This is a genomic window from Streptomyces sp. NPDC058469 (assembly GCF_042721125.1).
In the GTDB taxonomy this organism is placed as follows: domain Bacteria; phylum Actinomycetota; class Actinomycetes; order Streptomycetales; family Streptomycetaceae; genus Streptomyces.
This window is the reverse complement of record NZ_JBHXME010000056.1, coordinates 16501-35768: the sequence shown is the minus strand read 5'-3', so window position 1 is coordinate 35768 and position 19268 is coordinate 16501. Positions and strand designations below refer to the sequence as shown.

19 protein-coding genes are annotated in these 19268 nt (G+C 70.6%); 5 read left to right on the top strand and 14 right to left on the bottom strand.

All coding sequences use genetic code 11. The annotated features are described in order from the left end of the window. Positions 1 to 73: 73 nt before the first annotated feature. Positions 74 to 1660, top strand: a complete 1587-nt coding sequence (locus ACFWP5_RS23830) for an amidohydrolase family protein (protein ID WP_384159958.1) — start codon at positions 74 to 76, stop codon at positions 1658 to 1660. 111 nt (positions 1661 to 1771) lie between these two features. Here the strand turns inward: ACFWP5_RS23830 and ACFWP5_RS23825 are convergent, their stop codons facing one another. Beyond that, a complete protein-coding gene (locus tag ACFWP5_RS23825; RefSeq protein WP_384159955.1) occupies positions 1772 to 2236 on the bottom strand; it encodes a DUF6192 family protein in 465 nt (154 codons plus the stop codon). A 287-nt stretch (positions 2237 to 2523) separates the two neighbouring features. On the opposite strand from ACFWP5_RS23825, the gene ACFWP5_RS23820 reads away from it, so the two are divergent. Then, positions 2524 to 4536 (top strand): hypothetical protein, encoded by a 2013-nt coding sequence (locus tag ACFWP5_RS23820; RefSeq protein WP_384159952.1) that lies wholly within the window; start codon positions 2524 to 2526, stop codon positions 4534 to 4536. Between the two features lie 65 nt (positions 4537 to 4601). On the opposite strand, the gene ACFWP5_RS23815 is transcribed toward ACFWP5_RS23820, so the two are convergent. Further along, the gene (locus tag ACFWP5_RS23815) at positions 4602 to 5129 is read right to left on the bottom strand and encodes a nuclear transport factor 2 family protein (protein ID WP_384159949.1); all 528 of its coding nucleotides are present in this window, start codon (positions 5127 to 5129) and stop codon (positions 4602 to 4604) included. A gap of 238 nt (positions 5130 to 5367) precedes the next feature. On the opposite strand from ACFWP5_RS23815, the gene ACFWP5_RS23810 reads away from it, so the two are divergent. Continuing rightward, positions 5368 to 6111: a GntR family transcriptional regulator gene (locus tag ACFWP5_RS23810; RefSeq protein WP_384159946.1), complete on the top strand. Its 744-nt coding sequence runs from the start codon at positions 5368 to 5370 to the stop codon at positions 6109 to 6111. Positions 6112 to 6127: 16 nt separating this feature from the next. Here ACFWP5_RS23810 and ACFWP5_RS23805 read toward each other — a convergent pair whose 3' ends face one another. The 6 genes from ACFWP5_RS23805 to ACFWP5_RS23780 form a co-directional block, all read right to left on the bottom strand. Further along, positions 6128 to 6934 (bottom strand): SDR family NAD(P)-dependent oxidoreductase, encoded by an 807-nt coding sequence (locus ACFWP5_RS23805; RefSeq protein WP_384159943.1) that lies wholly within the window; start codon positions 6932 to 6934, stop codon positions 6128 to 6130. A 68-nt stretch (positions 6935 to 7002) separates the two neighbouring features. After that, positions 7003 to 7530: a carboxymuconolactone decarboxylase family protein gene (locus tag ACFWP5_RS23800; RefSeq protein ID WP_384159940.1), complete on the bottom strand. Its 528-nt coding sequence runs from the start codon at positions 7528 to 7530 to the stop codon at positions 7003 to 7005. Between the two features lie 81 nt (positions 7531 to 7611). Further along, the gene (locus ACFWP5_RS23795; protein ID WP_384159937.1) at positions 7612 to 8970 is read right to left on the bottom strand and encodes a carboxylesterase/lipase family protein; all 1359 of its coding nucleotides are present in this window, start codon (positions 8968 to 8970) and stop codon (positions 7612 to 7614) included. After that, on the bottom strand, positions 8967 to 10190 hold the full coding sequence (locus ACFWP5_RS23790; protein ID WP_384159934.1) for an amidohydrolase family protein: 1224 nt from the start codon (positions 10188 to 10190) through the stop codon (positions 8967 to 8969). Before ACFWP5_RS23790 ends, ACFWP5_RS23795 begins: the two co-directional genes overlap by 4 nt. Then, on the bottom strand, positions 10187 to 11029 hold the full coding sequence (locus ACFWP5_RS23785; RefSeq protein ID WP_384159931.1) for a fumarylacetoacetate hydrolase family protein: 843 nt from the start codon (positions 11027 to 11029) through the stop codon (positions 10187 to 10189). The genes ACFWP5_RS23790 and ACFWP5_RS23785 overlap by 4 nt, the downstream gene beginning before the upstream one ends. A 4-nt stretch (positions 11030 to 11033) precedes the next feature. Beyond that, positions 11034 to 11906, bottom strand: a complete 873-nt coding sequence (locus ACFWP5_RS23780; protein ID WP_384159928.1) for a fumarylacetoacetate hydrolase family protein — start codon at positions 11904 to 11906, stop codon at positions 11034 to 11036. Between the two features lie 108 nt (positions 11907 to 12014). On the opposite strand from ACFWP5_RS23780, the gene ACFWP5_RS23775 reads away from it, so the two are divergent. Together ACFWP5_RS23775 and ACFWP5_RS23770 are read left to right on the top strand one after the other, a co-directional pair. Beyond that, positions 12015 to 12776: an SDR family NAD(P)-dependent oxidoreductase gene (locus ACFWP5_RS23775; protein WP_384159925.1), complete on the top strand. Its 762-nt coding sequence runs from the start codon at positions 12015 to 12017 to the stop codon at positions 12774 to 12776. 46 nt (positions 12777 to 12822) lie between these two features. Further along, on the top strand, positions 12823 to 13602 hold the full coding sequence (locus tag ACFWP5_RS23770) for an SDR family NAD(P)-dependent oxidoreductase (protein ID WP_384159922.1): 780 nt from the start codon (positions 12823 to 12825) through the stop codon (positions 13600 to 13602). Positions 13603 to 13803: 201 nt separating this feature from the next. Here the strand turns inward: ACFWP5_RS23770 and ACFWP5_RS23765 are convergent, their stop codons facing one another. Genes ACFWP5_RS23765 through ACFWP5_RS23740 form a run of 6 tightly spaced genes read right to left on the bottom strand, consistent with a single transcriptional unit; the run spans position 13804 to position 19194 of the window. Continuing rightward, entirely contained in the window at positions 13804 to 14208 is a 405-nt protein-coding gene (locus ACFWP5_RS23765) for a VOC family protein (protein WP_384159919.1), read from the bottom strand. Then, positions 14205 to 15092, bottom strand: coding sequence for an ABC transporter ATP-binding protein (locus tag ACFWP5_RS23760; RefSeq protein WP_384159916.1), 888 nt, complete (start codon positions 15090 to 15092; stop codon positions 14205 to 14207). Before ACFWP5_RS23760 ends, ACFWP5_RS23765 begins: the two co-directional genes overlap by 4 nt. Then, the gene (locus tag ACFWP5_RS23755; RefSeq protein WP_384159913.1) at positions 15077 to 15907 is read right to left on the bottom strand and encodes an ABC transporter permease; all 831 of its coding nucleotides are present in this window, start codon (positions 15905 to 15907) and stop codon (positions 15077 to 15079) included. Before ACFWP5_RS23755 ends, ACFWP5_RS23760 begins: the two co-directional genes overlap by 16 nt. A gap of 17 nt (positions 15908 to 15924) precedes the next feature. Continuing rightward, on the bottom strand, positions 15925 to 16767 hold the full coding sequence (locus ACFWP5_RS23750; protein ID WP_384159910.1) for an ABC transporter permease: 843 nt from the start codon (positions 16765 to 16767) through the stop codon (positions 15925 to 15927). 16 nt (positions 16768 to 16783) lie between these two features. Then, positions 16784 to 17794 (bottom strand): ABC transporter substrate-binding protein, encoded by a 1011-nt coding sequence (locus tag ACFWP5_RS23745; protein ID WP_384159907.1) that lies wholly within the window; start codon positions 17792 to 17794, stop codon positions 16784 to 16786. Positions 17795 to 17841: 47 nt separating this feature from the next. After that, on the bottom strand, positions 17842 to 19194 hold the full coding sequence (locus ACFWP5_RS23740; RefSeq protein ID WP_384159904.1) for an FAD-binding oxidoreductase: 1353 nt from the start codon (positions 19192 to 19194) through the stop codon (positions 17842 to 17844). Positions 19195 to 19268: the final 74 nt, after the last annotated feature.

Genomic DNA, 19268 nt, shown 5'->3' with positions numbered 1-19268 from the left:
CGCCCCGTGTCCGCCAGAGTCGTGGGAGTCGGCGGATACGGCCGACGGATTCGCGAGCAGGAGGGGAAACAGCATGTCCGAAGCAACAGGTGGGGCACATCGCGGCGTGGCCCGACGGGGGTTCCTGGCCGGGGCCGCCGCCGTGACGGGTACGGCACTGACGGGCACGGCGTTCGCCGGCACGGCACGCGCGGTCGGGGCAAGGGCCGGAAACGGCGCCGACACCGGCCCGTTGGCGTTCACCCACGTCACGGTGATCGACGGATCGGGAGCACCTCCGGCCCTCGACATGACGGTCGTCGTCGAGGGCGGCCGCATCACCGCACTCGCCCCGAGCGCACGCACCCGGCTCCGCCCCGGCACCCGCACGGTCGACCTGACCGGCAAGTACCTGATGCCGGGCCTGATCGAGGCGCACACCCACAGTGACGGCCCGGAGACAGTGGTCCCGGCGCTGTACGCCCTCACCGGCGTCACCATGGTCCGGGAGATGCGGGGCGAGCCGGTCCACCACGAGTGGCGCGAGAAGATCCGCAGCGGTGCACTGCTCGGCCCCCGCTGGGTGATCGGCAGCCCCATCGTCGACGGCACGCCCTCACTGTGGGCGGCCGACGTGGGCCCGACCATCGAGGTGCGTGACGCGGCCGAGGCCCGGCGTGCCGTACGGCGGGTCAAGCGCGAGGGCGCGGACTTCGTCAAGGTGTACTCCCGCCTGTCCCGCGAGGCCTACTTCGCCATCGCGGACGAGGCACGGCGCCAGGGCATCCCCCACCTCGGGCACTGCCCCGACACCGTACGGATCGCGGAGGCGAGCGCCGTCGGCCACCGCACCATCGAGCACCTGCACGCGCTGCTCCTGGCGACCTCACGGCATGAGAAGGAGATACGGCGCCGCCTGGACGCCGTACGGATCGACCCGCGCGACCCCAGCAGCCTGTCCCGCTACCACAGCTGGTTCCAGCAGGTGCATCCCCTCGAATGGCAGGCGGTGCAGGGCTACGACCGGGACCGGGCGGACGCCCTCTTCCGGAGTCTGGCGGCTGGGGGGACCGCGGTCGTCCCCACGCTCAGCGTGCACCGCACGCTGGAGCTGCCCGACGACGTTCCGTCCCGGGCCGAGGAGTGGAAGTACCTGCCCGCCTGGCAAGTGGAGAGCTGGCCGGACCAGCTGGCGGCCCTGACCGGTGGGCGCACCCCCGAGCAGGCCCGGCAGATCCGCGAGATCTTCGCGCACCGGCTCCGGCTGGTGAGCGAACTGCACGGCGCGGGTGTGCGGCTGGCGGCGGGCACCGACACCGGCACGGGATACCTCGTCCCGGGCTTCGCCCTCCACGACGAGCTGGCGCTGCTCGTGGCGGCCGGCCTCACCCCGGCCGAGGCCCTGCGCGCGGCCACGCGGGACGCGGCCCGTACCCTCGGCCTGCCCGCCGTCGGCACCGTGGCCCGCGGACAGGCCGCCGATCTGCTCGTCCTCGACGCCGACCCGCTGCGTGACATCCGCAACACCCGCCGCATCCACGGCGTGGTCGTCGACGGCAGGTGGATCCCGCCGGAGGAACGCCGCCGGCTGCTCGCGGCGGTGGAAGAGGCCGCCGCACAGACCCCGCCACCCCAGGAGGGGACGACCATGACGGGCTGCGGCTGCGGCGGGCACCCCTGACAGCCCTCCAGCGGCGGCCTCGCCGACGAGTGAGGCCAGCCGCAGCTCAGAGAGGCGCTGCGGCGGCGCCTGTCCTTTAGAAGGCTCGGTTCCTCGCCTCCATACGCGGGCTCAGGCCGTCGGTCTCGGCTTCTTCGCCCAGCCGGAGGCGGGCTTCTTCCGGGGCAGACGCCTGCTCGCGAGGGTGATGGGCGACCAGTTCAGGTGAGCCGCGGAATGCTGGGGAGGCCCTTCGTGTCCACCGCGAAGTGTCTCTTGCGCCCGTAGTTCAATTCTGCGGGCCGGAATTCCGCGCTGGGCCCGGTACTTCTTCGGATGGCGGCAACGAGCTGGACGGTGTGCAGGCCGGCTGGTCCGGCTTCCATCGGGGGACGCGGACCAGGTCGACATCGTGCTCATCCAGCGGCCGGCCGGCGCGACGGGCCATCGCCTACCCGCCTTGAGAAGCTGGGGCAGCTGCTCGTCCAGGGGGAACTCGCCGTTGTCGAGAGCTCCTTCGAGCCAGTCCACCGCACCCCGGGCCCGGCCGGCCTGCCGCCTCCTGTACTGCGACGCCCTACTGGCCGCCGCGCTCATCAGCGCCGTGCCCCTGCACCATCTGCGCCAACCGGCCCCGCTGCGCCCGGCCGTCGGCCACGGCGCCGCGGCCGACACATCCACCGACAGGCCCCCACTCCCAACTGAGAAGTGGGCGACCGGTCCTCCCCGGCGCGCACCCTCCCCACCTAGTGTCGCCAGTAAGCCCCAACTTCTCATGCACTACCCCCTTGTGGCCTCTAAGTGTCGACAGTACTGTCCCAACCGGCCGTCCGGCCCCGTGCGGACGGTCCTGTCGCAGAACACTGGAGACAAGGGAGTTCACAGTGGCACGCAGAACGAGTGAAGGCTCCAACCACCCGGAGGGGACTGCCCTGTTGGACCGGGAGGTGGCCTACCGCGCCCGTCCCCGCGCGCTCCTCCTGGCGGTCGCCGGTCTCGCCGCGGCACCGACATTCGTCGCCCCGGCCCTGGCCCAGGCGTCGACCGGTGGCAAGACCATCCGGGTCGGGTCCGGCGAGACCCTGGAGCTGACCCGGACGACCCGGGCGAGCAGTCTCACCATCGCGGCCGGCGGCATCGTCGCCGCCCCGGCGGGACACAGTCTCACCCTGACGGTCAACGGCGTGGAGACCGGCGGCAAACTGAGCGAACTCACCGACGGCCACGGCGGAGCCACCACGGTCATCGCCCCCGGCACCTATCGCGGCGCCGTGGTCCTGACGGTCGCCGAGGAAACCGACGTCGCCTTCAGCGACCTCGTCTTCCCCTTCCGCCAGGCCGTCTTCGTGGACGCCGACGGCGTCCACGAGGACAAGTCCGTGCCCTCCGAAGTCCGCGGCGGCAGGGTCACCCACACACACGCCGACGACATCACCCTCCTCTCCCGGGGCGAGGCCTTCAACGGCGTCTATGTGTCGGGGGGCGCCGACTACACCGTGCGCGGACCGAAGATCGGGTTCGTGGGCAACGGCCGCTGCGACTTCATCGGCTACGGCGCCGCCGTAGTGGGAACGGGCAAGGGCACCACGCTGGTCGTCGACGGTGCCACCATCAGAAACGAGGGCGTGGTCCGTACGGCCGTCATCGCCGACGCCACCGCCAACGTCGTCGTCAAGAACTCCACCATCCACTGCGCGGACGGCGACAGCGTGCCCGCCGAGTATCCGGAGACCGGGACCGGCGACACCCGGTACATGATCACCGTGCCCTGGATGCTGGGAATCTCCGGGAACGTCCGCGCGACCAACTTGCTCGGCGCGAGTACCAGGGCCTCCTACATCAACTCGTCGATCTCCTCGGAGAAGTGGGGTGCGCTGTCGGTCGACGGCGGCAGCGGATGCACGCTGACCGCCATCAACAGCCGGATCGCCAACACCGGCGGCGAGGGCTACGGTTCGTACGCCATCGGCAGTGTGACCGAGCACTTCCTGGGGTGCACCTTCGACGTGGGCGACTACGCCCTCATCCACTGGGGTTCCTCCGCCCACTACGGCGACAGCACCCGGGCCGCGGTGTCCGCGCTCAACGACTCACTGGAACTCGGGCTCACCCACGCCGAGTTGCGGAGCCTGCCGGTGCGCCCGACCGTCATCGACGCCGGCCGGTTCATGGTCATGTGGTACGCCGCCGGTTCCGTCACCATCGACGGCGGCACCCAGGTCCGTACGGGCAAGACCGCGTTCATCTCCAAGGCGGTCGCCGGATCCGTCAGCGTCGACGGCTCCCAGGGCGCCTCCATCAAGCCCGGCAACGGGGTCATCTACCAGCTGATGGACACCGATCGCCCGAGCAGCGTCTCCGTCACCGGCAAGGCGTGGAAGACCGAGATGATCGGCACCTACACCGAGCCGACCGCAGCCGCGACGAAATCATCGACCTGGGACGCCACGAGCGTACAGAGCACCGACGCCAGGGCATCCTTCACCGACATCGACCTGAAGGGCGACTTCTACAACTCCGTGCTGGGCGGCGGCAACGCGGGTCTCCAGGGACAGAACCTCAGCCTCACCTTCACCCGCTCCTCCGTGCGGGGCGTCATCACCTCGACCAGTGCCAAGCACCGCGTCTCCACCATCACCATGGCCGAGTACCGCGAGATCAGCGAGGTCACCAACACCCCGGCACCCGTCGTCAACAACGGCGTCATCGTCACGCTCGGCAGCTGGTCCACCTGGACCGTCACCGGCACCTCCCACCTGAGCGCGCTGACCCTGGCGTCCGACGCCTCGGTGCGGGCCCCGTCGGGCAGGACCGTGAAGCTCACGGTCGACGGGACACCCACCGCCATCGAGGCCGGCACCTCCTACACGGGAGCGCTGACGCTGACCGTGGCGTAGCCGGCACATGAGGGCGCCCCCGGCCGCGTACCGCACGCGGCCGGGGGCGTTCCGCGACCGGGCGACTACGGCTCGATCACCGGCTTGTCGCCGACGTAGGCGTCCATGCCGATGAAGAAGGCGCAGAACCGCCAGCAGCCGTCCTCCTCGCGGCGCAGACGGGCGTGGTAGATGACGCTGGCCCCCCAACGGACGGTGTCGGCGGCCACGGACACCAGGCCGAACGCGATCGCGGTGGCCCGTCCCTCCGTCAGGTCGAGTTCCTCGACGAGGACGTTGCCCATCAAGTGCCGTCGTTGGTCGGCCTGTTCGGCGACGACCTCGGACAGCCGCTCCCCTATCCGGGTACGGCCTTCGAAGCGCTCGAACGGCTCGGCCGAGGCCTCCGCCACCTCGAACACCGCGTCCTCGGTGAAGCAGCTGGCCAACTGGTCGAACTGCGCCTCGTCATGGGCGACGGCGAACCGGTGGAAGGCGTCGGCGATCCGGGCCCGGGCGGACAGCGCCTCGGGGCCGAAGTCGGCGGGCTCCAACGGCCGCATCGCGACGCGGCCCTGACGGTGGGCCCAGGCCTGGGGCGGTGACGACGGCATGGCATACCTCCTGTGAATGAGTGAACAAAGCGGACGAGGTGGTGTCATGGAAAGTGATGTGATAGTCACTGACGGCGCGACCTGTGCTAGCTGCCGTGAGGGCATGGGTCTCCTGCACGATCATGCCGCCACCTGTCGACACATGGCACACGATTGGCGCGCACACGCATCCACAGGTGCGCTAGTGTCGACACCGTCAGGACGAGCGCGCAGCTGGATCAGTCAGGGAGACCCCCTCATGCCCCATCAGGACACTCATCTCGTACTGGAGCGCCTGCTGCGGCTGCGGGACCGACGCGAACCGCTGGTCGCACAGATCGCCGAGTGGGTCGGCGAGGGCATCATCGAGGGCAGGCTGCAGCCCGGACAGGATCTCAACAGCGTTGATCTGTCCAACCGCTTCGAGACCAGCCGTACCCCCGTGCGCGAGGCGCTGATGCTCCTCGAACAGGAGGGGCTGGTGGAGATGAAGGCCCGCCGCCGACCGCGCGTCGCCTCGCCCTCCCTCCAGGACATCCGGGACATCTACCAGGTCAGGCGGCAGCTCCTGGCCATGCTCGCCGGGCTGCTGGTCGAGCGGGCCACCGAGGACGAACTCGCCGAACTGCGCGGCCGGGTCGAGTCGATGCGCGACCTCGCCGACAAGGAGGACGTGGACGCGTACTTCTGGAGCCATGTCCAGCTCCAGGAGCGGATGACCGAGATCGTCGGCAACGCCACCCTGAAGCAGATCCTCGACTCGCTCGCGCTGCGCACGCTCATGCTGCGCCATCTGAGCCTGACCCGCGCGGGCCGGCTCGCCTACAGCGTCGACGACCAGGAGCGCCTGATCCAGGCGTACGAGGAGCGGGACGGCGAGCTGGCCTCCGCGCTCATCGCCGGAGCCACCGTACGGGCCCTGCGCGCGGTGGAGGAACAGCTGGAGCAGGATGCCCCGCGCACCCGCACGCCCGGCCGCGCCAAGCGCGGGCGTACCGCCTGAGGACGGCGGGCGGCGCCTACTTGGCGAGGACACCGCCGTCGACCGGAAAGTTGCTGCCCGTCACCCAGGCAGACTCGTTGGATAGCAGGTATACGGCGCACCAGGCGATGTCCTCCGGCCGTCCGACGCGTCCCAGCGGAATGCGGTCGAGGAGCGCCTTGCGGGCCGCGCCCTCGTGCGCGCCCGCCGACTCGGTGGCTGGGGTGCGCACCATGCCGGGCGATATCGTGTTGGCCCGGATTCCCAACGGGCCTCCTTCCACAGCGAGTTGGCGGGTCATTCCGAGTACGGCGGACTTACCGGCGCAGTGTGCGACCATCCCGAAGGTCGCGCTGCCCCGGAAGGCGTTCACCGAGGCGAAGTTGACGATCGAGCCGCCCCCGGACGCCTCCATGTGCCGCCACACCGCCTGTACAGGCAGGAAGACGACATCGACCTCGCCCCGCAGCGTGGGGGTCCACTCCTCGTCGAAGTCCATGTCGGCGGCGGTCGCCATGCGCGGAGCGATGGCTCCGGCGGTGACCAGGGCGTCGATCCGCCCGTGCCGTGTGTGCGCCTCGTCGGCGAAGCGACGGGTGTCGGCGGGGTCCGTCATGTCGAGCGGCCCGAGCACATCGATGCTCAGCCCACGGTCGGCGGCGAGCTTGCGGGTGCGTTCGGCCGCGGCCGGGTCGATGTCGCAGCCGACGACGGTGGCACCCTGTTCGGCGAAGAGCAGGGCACAGCCCTGACCGATGCCGGCGCCCGCGCCGGTGACGAGGACGACCTTGCCGGCGAGTCTGCCGGGGCCGGTGGGGGTGGTAATCGGACGGGAATGAGTCACGGTCTCCTCCTGGGAACGGGGGTGGAGGTCGGTGGTCGTCGACACGGTGGGTCCGGCCGAAGGGCGGATCATCGGTCCGGTGCCTCAGGCAGCTCCACGTCCAGGGCGACGAGGAAGCGGGACACCATGCCGTACGCGGCGACGGTCGCGGTCAGTTCGACGAGCTCGGCATCGGTGAAGTCGCCGCGCAACGCGTCGAAGACCTCTTCGGGCACCTGGACGTGCCGGGTCATGGCGTCGGTGTACGCGAGCACCCTGCGCTGTCGCGCGTCCAAGCCCGGGTGTTCGGCCGCGTCGTCGTGCCGGAGGGCCACGAGCTGGTGGCCCTCGAGGCCGGCGGCGCGGGCCTCCGGTTCGTGGGCGGCCCATTCGTAGGGGGCCCGGTTGAGCACGGCGATCCGCAGGATCACCAGCTCACGGATGTCCGCGGGCAGGTCCATGCGGAGCCGGATCGCGCCCAGCAGGCTGTTCCAGCCGTCGGCGACGCTCGGGCTGTACAGGAGCATCCGGTCCAGGGGGCGCAGGATGCCGCCCCGCCGTTCACGGATGCGTTCCGCGACGGGTCCGGCTCCGTCGATGCCCGGCAGTCGTGCCACGGTCGTCCTTTCTCGGCATGTCGTGCGGGCCGCCGTTCGGGGCGTCCTCGGTTGTTCACGTGGGCGTTCGGGGCGGCCGGGCTACTCGGGCACTGCCGGCCGGTGCAGGACTCCCGGGCCGACGGTGTCGCCGAAGATCATGGCGGGGGTGTGGTCGGGCCCGGTGAACAGCGGCCAGTGCTGCGGCCACGCCCCGTTCGGGTCTGCCGACTCCACGAAACGCGCCCAGGTGTCGGCCATCGTCCCCGCCAGAACGTGGTCGGCCGGCTGCCAGGGCCAGTTGGGCCGACGGTGCAGGTTGTCGAGGACGTACGGGAGTTCGGCGGTGTGGTAGACGCCGGAGTCCGGCAGGCCAGGTGGCAGCGCGGGCCTGCGGGTGAACCGGTACATCCAGGTCGGGGCGCCGGTCGTGGCGCGGTGGGTGTGCGCCCAGTGCCACACGGGGCGGACGAATCGGGTGTCGCCCACGGTCTTCGGGTCCTGGCCGTCCTTGGCGTAGACCGTGCCCTCGTCGAGGTTGGTGCCCACGAGCAGCGGTACGGGGTGCTGCCGGCCGGCGGCGAACACGTCGTCGGTGGGTTCGGTCAGGACGCGGCCGTCGACGACGGGTCCGAAGTGCCCGCGGACGACCAGTTCGACGCCCGAGATCCCCCGGAGCCTCTCGACGTCGTGGGTGGCGAATTCGTCGGCGTACGACAGTCCCTGCTTCTGGGCGTCCTCCTGGCCCGGCAGCGGCCCCTCGGCCCGGCCCACGCCCGAGGCGCTCTGGCCGAGTGCCGCGCGGAAGAACGGCCGTGCGGTCGTCGCGGCCATCAGATGACAGATGTGGGCCGCTCCGGCGGAGTTGCCGGCCAGGGTGACCCGGTCTGGATCGCCGCCGAATGCCCCGATGTTCTCGCGCACCCAGGTCAGGGCGGCCACGAGGTCGAGCAGGCCGTAGTTCCCGGAGGCGCCGAGGTCGTCCTCGGCGGCCAGGCCGGGATGGGCGAGGAAGCCGAGGGCACCGAGGCGGTGGTTGAGGGTGACGACGACCAGGCCGCGGGCAGCCAGGGAAGCACCATCGTGGATGTCCTGGGAACCGTGGCCGTACCGGTTGCCTCCGCCGTGGACCCACACCATGACGGGCAGCCCGGCCCTCGGGGACGGCTCGGGGGTCCACACGTTGAGGTAGAGGCAGTCCTCGCTCATCACGAGGGGGCGGCGGTCCTCGAAGTTGGTGCGGTACATCACCGAGCCCCGGGGCGGCTGGGGTTGCAGCGGCGCGGGGCCGAACTCGATCGCGCGCCGCTCACCGTCCCAGCCCTCGGCGGCCTGTGGGGGCCGCCACCGCAGGGCGCCGACCGGCGGCGCGGCGAAGGGGACACCGCGGAAGACCGCGACCGAGCGGTCCCACTCCCCCAGCAGCCGGCCGCCGGTGACGCGCGCCGCGGGGGCGTTCACGCCGGGGCCTTGTGCAGCACGCCGTCCTTCATGATCGCGGCAAGGCGGTCACGGTCCTGGAGGACGCGGATGTCGTCGAGGGGATCGCCGTCGACCAGGACGAGGTCCGCGAGGTATCCCTCCCGGATCAGGCCGAGTTCGCCCTCCAGGCCCATGACCCAGCCGCCGTCCCGGGTGGCGGCGCTGAGCGCCTGGGCCGGGGTGAAGCCGAACCAGTCGACGAACAGCTCCAGGTCCCGGGCGTTGCGGCCGACCGGGTTCCAGGGGAAGCCGTAGTCGCCGCCGGGCACGACCCGGATGCCCCGGCTTACGAGTTCGGGCACGACCTGCCGGACCGCCTTCTCGGTGGCCTCGACCTCCATGCCGGGCTCGGGTTCGCTGCCGGCCTCGTGCAGGTTGGCGTAGATGATGCCGGGTGTGGGTGCGACGAACAGCCGGTCGCGGGCGGCCTCCAGGAGGTCGAGGGTCTCCTCGTCGGCGAAGGTGCAGTGGTAGACGGCTCGGATGCCGTGCCGGACGGCCATCTTGATGGACTCGGCCGCGTGGGCGTGGGCGGTGAGCGCGACTCCGCGGGCGCGGGCGGTGGCGGAGGCCGCGGCCACCTCGTCGTCGGTGAACTGGACGATCCGTGAGGTGCCCTGCACCACCGCGCTCTCCCCGGACAGTGACAGCTTGACGATGTCGACGCCGAGGTCCGCCATCTCGCCCACGAAGCGGCTCACCGACTCGGGGTCGGAGGCCCTGCCGTCGATCCCGGGGAAGTCGTAGACACCGGGCTCGACCATGCCCGCGCTGCCCTCCCAGGAAGCGGCCTTGAACCGCGGTCCGGGCATCCAGCCCTCGGCGAACGCCTTCCGGGCCGCGATCTCGGTGCGGGGCAGACGGTTGCCGCCGGAGTAGGCGCTGGTGATGCCGTGGTCCAGCAGCACCCGCCCGGCGTGCGCGACCAGGAGCGCCTTCTCCTCGTCGGGTTCGTCCCGGCGCGGTGAGCGGTGTTCGACGGTGGAGCCGAAACCGAGGTGGGTGTGGGAGTCGACCAGACCGGGGATCAGGGTGCCGCCGCCGCCGTCGACGATGCGGGCGACGGCCAGCTTGTCGGCGGGGATCTTGCCGGTGACGGCGGTGATGCGGTTGCCCTCTACCAGGACCTCGCCGGCGAAGGGATCCCGTCCGGTGCCGTCGAAGACCTGGACGTCGGTGAAGAGGATGGTCTCGCTCATGGTGCGCTCCTGAAGGTGTGCCGCATCTCGCCCAGTCCCCCGATCCTGCTCACGAGGGTGTCATCCGGACCCAGGAATCGCTGTGGGGTACGGCGGTTTCCCACGCCCGCCGGGGTTCCGGTGAAGATCAGGTCGCCGGGGCGCAGTGGGCAGATCGCGCTGAGGTAGGAGACCAGGGTGGACACCGGGAAGATCATGTTCGAGGTGCGGTCGTGCTGGACGGCCTCGCCGTTCAGCTCACAGGTCAGCTCCAGGTCGTCCCGGTCGGGCAGTTCGTCGAGGCTGACCAGGGCGGGGCCGACCGGGCCGAATCCCGGGAAGGACTTGCCGAGGGAGAACTGGGCCGGACGGCCGGCGAGTTGGACGATCCGTTCGGAGAGGTCCTGGCCCACGGTGAGCGCGACGACGGGGTCCCAGCCGTTCTCCTCCGGGACGCGGTGGGCGTGGCGGCCGATGACCGCGACGGCCTCCAGTTCCCAGTCGACGTGCCCGGGCGGCAGGTCGATGGTGCCGAAGGGGCCCGTGACGCAGCTCGGGAACTTGGTGAACACGAGGGGCTCGGCCGGTTCCTGGTAGCCCGCCTCCGCCGTGTGGGGGCGGTAGTTGAGCGCGACGGCGAAGACCTGGCGCGGCTCGGGCAGGGGCGCGAGCAGGTCGGGCTCCTTGTACGGCACGGCGTGTGCCGGGTCGATGTCCCACGACCAGTCGAGCAGGCCGTCCCACTGGTCGAAGAGGTCGGCCGGGTCGGCGGAGAAGCGGCCCGCCGAGGCGGTGGCCACGTCCACGGCGCCGTCGGGGGTCAACAGGACGGTGCGGCCCGCGAGTTGAGCGATGCGCATCCGTTCACACCCACTGCTCGGCGAGCGGCTCCGGCGTGCCGTAGGCGTCCTGCCAGGACACCACCCGGTTGCGCAGGATGCCCAGGCCCTCGATCTCGGCCTCGACGACGTCACCGGGGTTGAGGTAGTTGGCGAAGGGATCCGCGGTGCTCGCCGCCACACCCGCGATGGTCCCGGTGGTGAGGATGTCGCCCGCGCTGTAGGTCTGCGGCGAGTGGTACGCGACGAGTTGTGGGATCGACACCGACATGCGGGAGGTGTTCGACTTCTGGCGTACGTCGCCGTTGACCCGCAGTTCCATGTCCAGGTCGTGGGGGTCGCCGATCTCGTCGGCGGTGACGATGTACGGGCCGATCGGGCAGAACGTGTCGATGGCCTTGGAGAAGGAGAAGACCCCCGACTCCATCTCGCGGCGCTGGATGTCGCGCGCGGTGATGTCGTTGAAGACGAGGTAGCCCGCGATGTGCTCGGCGGCCTGGTCGGCCGAGAAGAACTTGCCCGCCCTGCCGATGATCACGGCGAGTTCGAGTTCGTAGTCCAGCTCCCTGGTCAGGTTGGCGGGGTACACGATCGGGTCGTCGGGACCGATGATCGCGTCGGTGTTCTGGAAGAACACGATGCCCTTGTTGACAGGGTGGGACCAGTCCACCCGGGCCAGATCCTCGTGGTGCTCACGGAAGTTGCCCGCCGTGTGGAAGAACTTCTTCGGCACGATCGGCGCCCGCAGCCGGACGTCGGCGAGTGCGAACGTCCGTCCCGTCTCGTCGACACGGCCCTCGCGTTCGAAGAACTCACGTGTGGTCGGAACGCCGAGTTCCACCACCGTGTCCCCGTCCAGGCGCCCCACGAGCCCCTCGTCGAACGTCACCAGCTTCATCAGACCTCCCAAGAACTGTCGACACTCACCCTGCATCGACTGGGCTTTGACGTCAATAGACTGGCTAAGTGTGGACACAATGACATTGAGTGGCTTACGGTCCCGGGCATGAAGACGATGTGGAACCACTCCGGAACGCGCGCGATCGTCGCGGGGGCGGGAGGCATCGGAGCAGCCGTCACGGAGGCCCTGGCCGGCGCCGGCGCCGACGTGGCCGTCCTGGACATCGACGCCGACGCCGTCGCCAAGCTCTCCCGCGTCCGTACGGCCGAGGGGCTCGGCGATGTCTTCGGCGTACCGGCCGACCTCACCTCCGCCGACGCCTGCCGCGACGCCGTCGACCGGGCCGCCGAACGCCTGGGCGGACTCGACGTCTTCGTGCACGCCGTGGGCGCCAACGACCGCAGACCCGTGCTGGAGACACCCGACGAGGTGTGGGAGCGGATCGTGGCCATCAACCTCAGCAGCGCCTTCTGGCTCGGGCGGGCGGTCGGCGCCCGCATGGTCGCCGGGGGCTACGGCCGCATCGTCTACCTCTCCTCCGTGTCGGGCCTCCTCGCGCACAAGGACCACGCGCCCTACGCGGCCACCAAGGGCGGCGTCAACCAGCTCATGCGGGTGATGGCCCGGGAGTGGGCGCCGCACGGCGTCACCGTCAACGCGGTCGCCCCCGGCTACACCGAGACCGACCTCACCCGCGCCTACCTCGCCAGGCCCGGCATGCGCGCGTCCATGGAGGCACTCGTCCCCATCGGGCGTCTCGGCCGGCCCGACGACCTGGTCGGCCCGGCCCTCTTCCTCACCTCGGCCGAGGCCGCCTTCGTCACCGGACAGGTGCTGTACGTCGACGGCGGCCGGACCCTCGTATGACCCCTCCTCGCGCCTTCCCCTCCCCTGCTTCACGATCGGAGCCCTCATGACCATCCCCCAGCGCTTCACCGGCAGCACCGTCCTCGTGACGGGGGCCGGAACCGGATTCGGCGCGGAGATCGCCGTGCGCGCGGCACAGGAGGGTGCCGATGTCGCCATCCACTACCGCAGTTCGCGGGCAGGCGCGGAGGCCACCGCGGAGCGGGTCATGGCCCTCGGCCGCAAGGCCTTCGTCGTGCAGGCCGACATCGCCGAGCACGACCAGATCAAGCACATGGCGGACGAGGTCTGGAACCGCTTCGGCCGCCTCGACGTCGCCGTCAACAACGTCGGCGACGTGGCCCGCGAACAGATGTCCTGGCGCGACATCACCGAGGAGTCCATCGACCACGTCCTCGCCGTCGACATCAAGGGCACCCTGCTGTGCACGCACGAGTTCGGCGCCCGGATGCTGGAGCAGGAGGGCGGCGGCGCCATCGTCAACGTCGGCTCCACCGTCGTGGCCCGCGGCAGCGCCCGGGCGCCCCAGTACGCGGCGGCCAAGTACGGCATCATCGGCCTCACCAAGTCCTACGCCCACGCATTCGCACCGGCCGTGCGGGTGAACGTCTTCGCTCCGGGCTTCATCGAGACCGAGGCGACGCTCGGCCGTGCCGACTGGAAGGCCGGGCGCGGCGACAAGCTGCGCGAGCTGACCCCCATGGGCCGTATCCCCGGTCCCGCCGAACTCGCCGGGGCCGCCCTGTTCCTGGCCACCGAGGACGCCCACCACATCACGGGCGGCTTCCTCATTGCCGACGGCGGCTACAACATGATCGGCGCCTGACGGCCGCAGCCCGTACAGAGGCCCCGGGAACGGATGACGCTGTTGGCCAATCCCGTCAGCAGGCCGGAGCAGCCATACACAGCCGAGAAAGTGTGACACTTTCCCCAGAAGTGTCACACTTTTTCGGAGAGGTGGCCCAGCCGCACCGGATTCGCCAACAGCATCACGGATTCCCGGGGCTTTCGCGCGGGTGAGGCCGGATCACTCGCGGTCGAGCAGCTCGATCAGGTTGCCGTACGGATCGGCCACGAAGGCCATGCGCGCGCCGGGGCGGGGTGCCGCCCGCGGGGACATGCTGCTGCCCGCGCCGGCCTCGACCAGCCGGGTGTACTCGCCGTCCACGTCCTCGACGCACAGGCACAGGTGCCCGAGGCCCAGGGTCCCCGCCGCCTCCAGCGCGGTCGCCGCCCGCAGGCCCGGCACCGCCCGCGGGCGGTGCAGCAACTCGATGCGGAAACCGCTGTCGTGCAGGAGCATCACCCCGCGCAGGTCGGTGCCGGGAATCGAGAACACCGGGGCGGCGGTGAGATCGAGCGCCGCGCAGTACCAGGCGGTGGCGGCCTCCAGATCCGGTACCGAGATCCCTACGTGGTCGAACCGGGTCACCGTCGTACCGCGCTCTCGGTCACCGCGCCGGCCGGGCCGGGAGTGTCCTCGCCGGCGCGCTCCGGCGTGCCGGCGCCGGCGCTCCCGGCGGCCGGCCGGTCGCCGCGGATCAGTGTCAGCACATGGGTACGGAGGTCCGCGAAGCGTGGGTGGGCCCGGGTGCGGAGCTGGTCGCGGTCGTCGCCCAGGTCGATCGTGAGGTTGTCGACGACCGTCGTCGGGCTGCCGCCGAGGACGATCACACGGTCGCCGAGGTAGACCGCCTCGTCGATGTCGTGGGTGACCACGACGACGGTGATGCCGAGCCGCTTGCGCAGGGACAGCGTCAGGTCCTCCAGGTCGAAGCGCGACTGGGCGTCCACCGAGCCGAAGGGCTCGTCCATCAGCAGGACGGGAGCCTCGTAGGCGAGTCCGCGCGCGATGGCGGCCCGCTGTTGCATGCCGCCGGAGAGCTGCCACGGGTACTTGTCCCCGACGTCCGGGAGGCCTACGGCGGCCAGGCACTCGTCGGCACGCTTCCTGCGGGCGGCCCGCTTGACGCCCATGCCCTCCAGCGGGAAGGCCACGTTGTCGCGGACCTTCATCCACGGCAGCAACGAGCCCCGGTAGTCCTGGAAGACCACCGCGATGTCGGCGTGCGGTTTGGTGAGTTCCTGTTCGCCGTAGCTGATCGTGCCTGACGTCGGGCGGACAAGGCCCGACAGACAGCGCAGGAGGGTGGTCTTGCCGGCCCCGGACGGGCCGACGACGCAGACCAGTTCCCCGGGGTCGACCCTCAGCGACAGGTCCTCGATCACCCGGTGCTCGTCCGCGCCGTGGCCGAACGTCTTGCCGACGCCGTCCACGACCAGGCTGGATCCGCTCGCTTTCAGGTGTCGCTGCATGATGGCGTGACCTCGTTCCGGAGCTTGGTCCGCCGAGTGCGGGGCGGACGCTGGTGGTACCAGCCCAGCAGCACGTGTTCGGCTGCCAGGAGGAGCACGCTCAGGCCGTAGCCGAGCATGCCGATCAGCACGGTGCCGGCCCAGGTCTCCGGGACGGCGAAGCTGGAGCCGCTCTGCAGGATGTAGTTGCCGAGCCCCACGGGGGAACCGTAGATCTCACTGACGACCATCAGGACCACCGCGATCGACAGGGCGATGCGGACACCGGCGAAGATCTGGGGCAGCGCGCCCGGCAGGACGACCTTGGTCAGCCGCAGCCGCCAGGGGATCCGGTAGCTGCGGACGGTCTCGTGCACGGCCGGGTTGACGCCGTGCACACCGCTGATGGTGTTGAGCAGGATCGGCCACAGCGAGCCGAGCGCGATCAGGAAGATCTTGGGGCCGGAGCCGATGCCGAGGGTGAGGATGATGACGGGGACGAACGCCACCGTGGGCACCGCCCGGGCGAAGTCCAGCAGCGGCGCGGTGGCCCGCCGCAGCAGCGGGACCTCACCGATGACCAGGCCCGCGCCGATGCCGACCACGGTGGCGACGGCCAGGCCCAGCACGATGTTGCGCAGGGAGAAGGCCAGGTCGCTCACGAGCTCACCGTGGACGAGGCCGCGCCAGAGGGTGGCCAGTACGTCGGTCGCGGGCGGGAAGTAGAAGCTGGTGCTGCCCGCCGTGGCCAGTACCAGGATCGCGAGGACCAGGGCCGGCAGCCACAGCTGATGGAGCAGCGACTTCCACAGGGCACCTGAAGGGTGTGCCGCCATGATGTTCCTTCCCTGCCTCAGTCGGTGTACGCCGGGGGGCGCCAGCGCAGCAGCCGCTGCTCGGCGACCTGGGACAGCAGGTTGATCGCGTAGCCGATCGCGCCCGCGGTGACGATGTACGCGTAGGCCGTGGCCGACGCGTCGCTCTGCTGGGCCTGGACGACCTCGTGGCCGATGCCCGGCAGCGTGGTGAGCACCTCCACGCCGATGGCGACGAGTACGGAGGTCGTGGCGGCCAGCCGCAGCCCGGTCATGATCGAGGGGGTGGCGCTCGGCAGGATCACCCGGCGGAAGCGCAGACGGCGCGGGATGCGGTAGCTGAGTACGGTCTCCGCGACCATCGGCGTGACCGAGCGGGCCCCGTACTGCGCCTGGAGGAAGACCGGGAAGACGCAGGCGATGAAGACCACGGTGCTCTTCGTCGTCGGGGTCGAGCCGAGGACGAGCAGGAACACCGGCAGCAGCGCGATCACCGGGAAGGACCGCAGGACGTCGACGAGCAGCCGGGTGGACCGCTCGGCCGCCGCATAGGTCCCGGTGACCAGGCCGAGTGGCACTCCGACGACGACGGCCAGGACGAACCCGGTCACAGCTCCGCGCAGGGTGTCGAGCACGGCCCGCCAGTACGCGCCGTCGCCGAACAGTTCGGGGAACCGGCCGAACACCGCTCTCGGGCCGGGCAGTGCGGTGCTGCTCACGAAACCGGCCGCGGCGAGAGCGGCCCAGACCGCGAGCACCAGCAGCAGTGCGGACACCTGGAGCAGAAGGAGTCCGGCGCGCCCCCGGCCGACGGCCCGGGCACGGTCGGGCAGCGGAGCCCGCCCGGGGGCGGGCCGCCGTCGCGTGATGGATGTGGCCATCGTGTCGTTCGCCGCCTCAGCTGCCGGTGGTGACGGTCGGAGCCTTCTGCCAGTAAAGGGCGGTGTCCTTGGGCTCGCTGCTCAGCAGCCCGTAGCCGTGCATCTTGGTGACGACGGTCCGCATCACGGTGGTGTTGAGGTTCTTGTCGTAGTAGGGGACGGGTGCCTTGTCGATGTAGGCGGCGGACAACTGGGTGTACTTCTTGTCGACGGCCCGGACCGCTTCGGGGTGCGCGTTGGCGTAGGCCAGGGCCTTGGCGACGGCACCGGTGAACTTCTCGGCCGTCGCGGAGTTGCCCGACAGGTACTTCTGGCTGGAGAAGATCAGGCCCTGGGTAATGCCGGGCAGGTCGTTCATCCCGTCTCCGATCGAGCGCAGGCCGGCCTGCTTGCCCGCCGCGTAGAAGGCACCGAAGGAGTAGACCGCGTCCGTCTTGCCGCTGCTCACCGCGTCGTTGAGCGAGGTGGTCGGCAGGGAGACGAACTTGACCTTGCCGGGGTCGCCACCGTCCTTCTCCACGAGGTACTCGGTGATGAACTGGATCGTGCCGCCCAGCGCGGCCAGTCCGACCGTCTTCCCCTCCAGGTCGGCGAAGGACTTGATGGAGCTGTTCTTCTTGACGAGCAGTCCGTCGGTGGGCTCGGTCTTGGTGGTGGCGGACACCAGCCCGGTCGCGATGCGGACGGGCAGGTTCTTGGCCGCGCCCTTGAGGAAGCCGGAGCTGTCCGTCATGGCGAACTGGGCCTCGCCGTTGAGGACGGACGGCGCGTTCTGCGAGGTGTCCTGGGCGCCCACCTTGATGGTGACGGCGAGTCCCGCGTCCTTGAAGTAGCCCTGCTGCTGGGCGATGTAGAGCGGTTCGAAGAGCGCGCCGCTGGAGCGCAGCACGGTCACCTTGGTCGTGCCGTCACTGCTGGTACTGGTCGAGGAGGCGCCCGATCCGCAGGCCGCGGTCGAGGCGGCGAGGGCGAGCGTCACACAGACGACGGAGAGTCGGCTCCATGGGTTTCTCTGGCTCTTCGGCATGCGGGTGTGCTCCTTTGCACGGATGTGACCGCTCGTGGAATGCGGCTCTACGAGCGCGAGGCGGAGGCGTAGGCCGTGGTGGACTCGGCCGGCGTCATGTAGGTACGGAAGAACCCGTCGGGGTCGTAGGCGCAGCGGATCTTCTCCAGCCGCGCGGCGTTGTCGACGCTGAGACCGAGGTCGAAACGGTCGGCGAGGTTGTTGTCGGAGAACTGCAGTCCCCTGGACAGGTGCTGTACGGCGGCCAGGGAGCCGTGCACCCAGTTCTCGTACCGCAGGTCCTCGGCGGCCTCGCTCCAGCCGGCGTTGGGCGAGAGGTAGACCTTGGCCTGTGCGGACCAGCAGGCGTCGGGGCGCGGCGGGTAGTGGCCCCACAGCATCCAGAGCACGAAGCTGGTGCCGTCGGGGATGGTGTCGAGGACGGACACAGCGGCGGTGAGGATCTCCTCGACGGGTCCGTCGGCCCACACGCCGTCCACCGCCCAGCGCAGACCGGCCGGGTTGAGGCGGTCTGCGATGTCGTAGAGCTCCTCGATGCTGGTCTCCTGCCCGACCACAGCCCTCAGGGCGAGGTCGCGGAACGGCGCGGTCTCCAGGGGGGCCAGCGCCTCCGGCCCGTACTCGGGGGTGCAGAACGCGGTGGCGGTCAGCGAGACGGTCCGGGTGTCCAGGCCGGGAGTGAAGCCGACCTTGGCGGAGAACTCCACGGTGGTGGGGAGGGACTCCAAGAGGTCGTAGGACCAGGCGAGGACCTCGTCGCGCAGGGACAGCGGGTAACTGTGCACCGTACGGACGATCTTCGTGGGGCTCGGGTGGGTGTCCAGGTGGAAGCGGGTGACGATCCCGAAGAAGCCGGGTCCGCTCCCCCGCGCCGCCCACAGCAGGTCGGGGTGGTTGTCGTCGGTGGCGTGCACCAGGGTGCCGTCGGCGAGGACCACGTCGACGGCGCGGATGCTCAGGCAGGCCGGTCCGAGGTGGCGGGAGTTCCAGCCGTAGCCGCCGCCGAGGATGAAGCCGCCGATGCCGACGGTGGGGGCGTGTCCGGTCGGGAAGAACAGCCCGTGCGGGGCGAGCGCCGCCTGGATGGCGGGCCCCTTGGCGGACGGCTGAACGGCGGCTGTACGGGTGTCGGGGTCGACGGTGATGTCCTGGAGCCGGGAGAGGTCGATCAGCAGTCCGCCGTCGCGCACGCCGTTGCCGACCCAGCTGTGGCCGCCCGAACGCACGGAGACCCGCAGTCCCTCGGCGCGGGCGAACCGTACCGCCAGGGCGACGTCCTGTTCGTCCTCGGCCAGGACGATGACGTCGGGAAAGCGGGCGGGCTTGCGCTCGTTCCACACCGCGTCGAGGCGGGCCGACTCATAGGAAGCATCTCCACGACGGATGACGGCTCCCCGCATACGCTGGGCATGATTCGGTTCCGACGTCCTGGACACCTTTGTCTCCTTGTGTGGTGCAGTTCACGCGACGGTAC

Bases quoted from the DNA above. Each gene is read 5' to 3' on its own strand.
- ACFWP5_RS23830 (WP_384159958.1), top strand. From the start codon at position 74: ATGTCCGAAGCAACAGGTGGGGCACATCGCGGCGTGGCCCGACGGGGG.
- ACFWP5_RS23825 (WP_384159955.1), bottom strand. From the start codon at position 2,236: ATGAGCGCGGCGGCCAGTAGGGCGTCGCAGTACAGGAGGCGGCAGGCC.
- ACFWP5_RS23815 (WP_384159949.1), bottom strand. From the start codon at position 5,129: ATGCCGTCGTCACCGCCCCAGGCCTGGGCCCACCGTCAGGGCCGCGTC.
- ACFWP5_RS23810 (WP_384159946.1), top strand. From the start codon at position 5,368: ATGCCCCATCAGGACACTCATCTCGTACTGGAGCGCCTGCTGCGGCTG.
- ACFWP5_RS23790 (WP_384159934.1), bottom strand. From the start codon at position 10,190: ATGAGCGAGACCATCCTCTTCACCGACGTCCAGGTCTTCGACGGCACC.
- ACFWP5_RS23785 (WP_384159931.1), bottom strand. From the start codon at position 11,029: ATGCGCATCGCTCAACTCGCGGGCCGCACCGTCCTGTTGACCCCCGAC.
- ACFWP5_RS23780 (WP_384159928.1), bottom strand. From the start codon at position 11,906: ATGAAGCTGGTGACGTTCGACGAGGGGCTCGTGGGGCGCCTGGACGGG.
- ACFWP5_RS23775 (WP_384159925.1), top strand. From the start codon at position 12,015: ATGAAGACGATGTGGAACCACTCCGGAACGCGCGCGATCGTCGCGGGG.
- ACFWP5_RS23770 (WP_384159922.1), top strand. From the start codon at position 12,823: ATGACCATCCCCCAGCGCTTCACCGGCAGCACCGTCCTCGTGACGGGG.
- ACFWP5_RS23760 (WP_384159916.1), bottom strand. From the start codon at position 15,092: ATGCAGCGACACCTGAAAGCGAGCGGATCCAGCCTGGTCGTGGACGGC.
- ACFWP5_RS23755 (WP_384159913.1), bottom strand. From the start codon at position 15,907: ATGGCGGCACACCCTTCAGGTGCCCTGTGGAAGTCGCTGCTCCATCAG.
- ACFWP5_RS23750 (WP_384159910.1), bottom strand. From the start codon at position 16,767: ATGGCCACATCCATCACGCGACGGCGGCCCGCCCCCGGGCGGGCTCCG.
- ACFWP5_RS23745 (WP_384159907.1), bottom strand. From the start codon at position 17,794: ATGCCGAAGAGCCAGAGAAACCCATGGAGCCGACTCTCCGTCGTCTGT.
- ACFWP5_RS23740 (WP_384159904.1), bottom strand. From the start codon at position 19,194: ATGCGGGGAGCCGTCATCCGTCGTGGAGATGCTTCCTATGAGTCGGCC.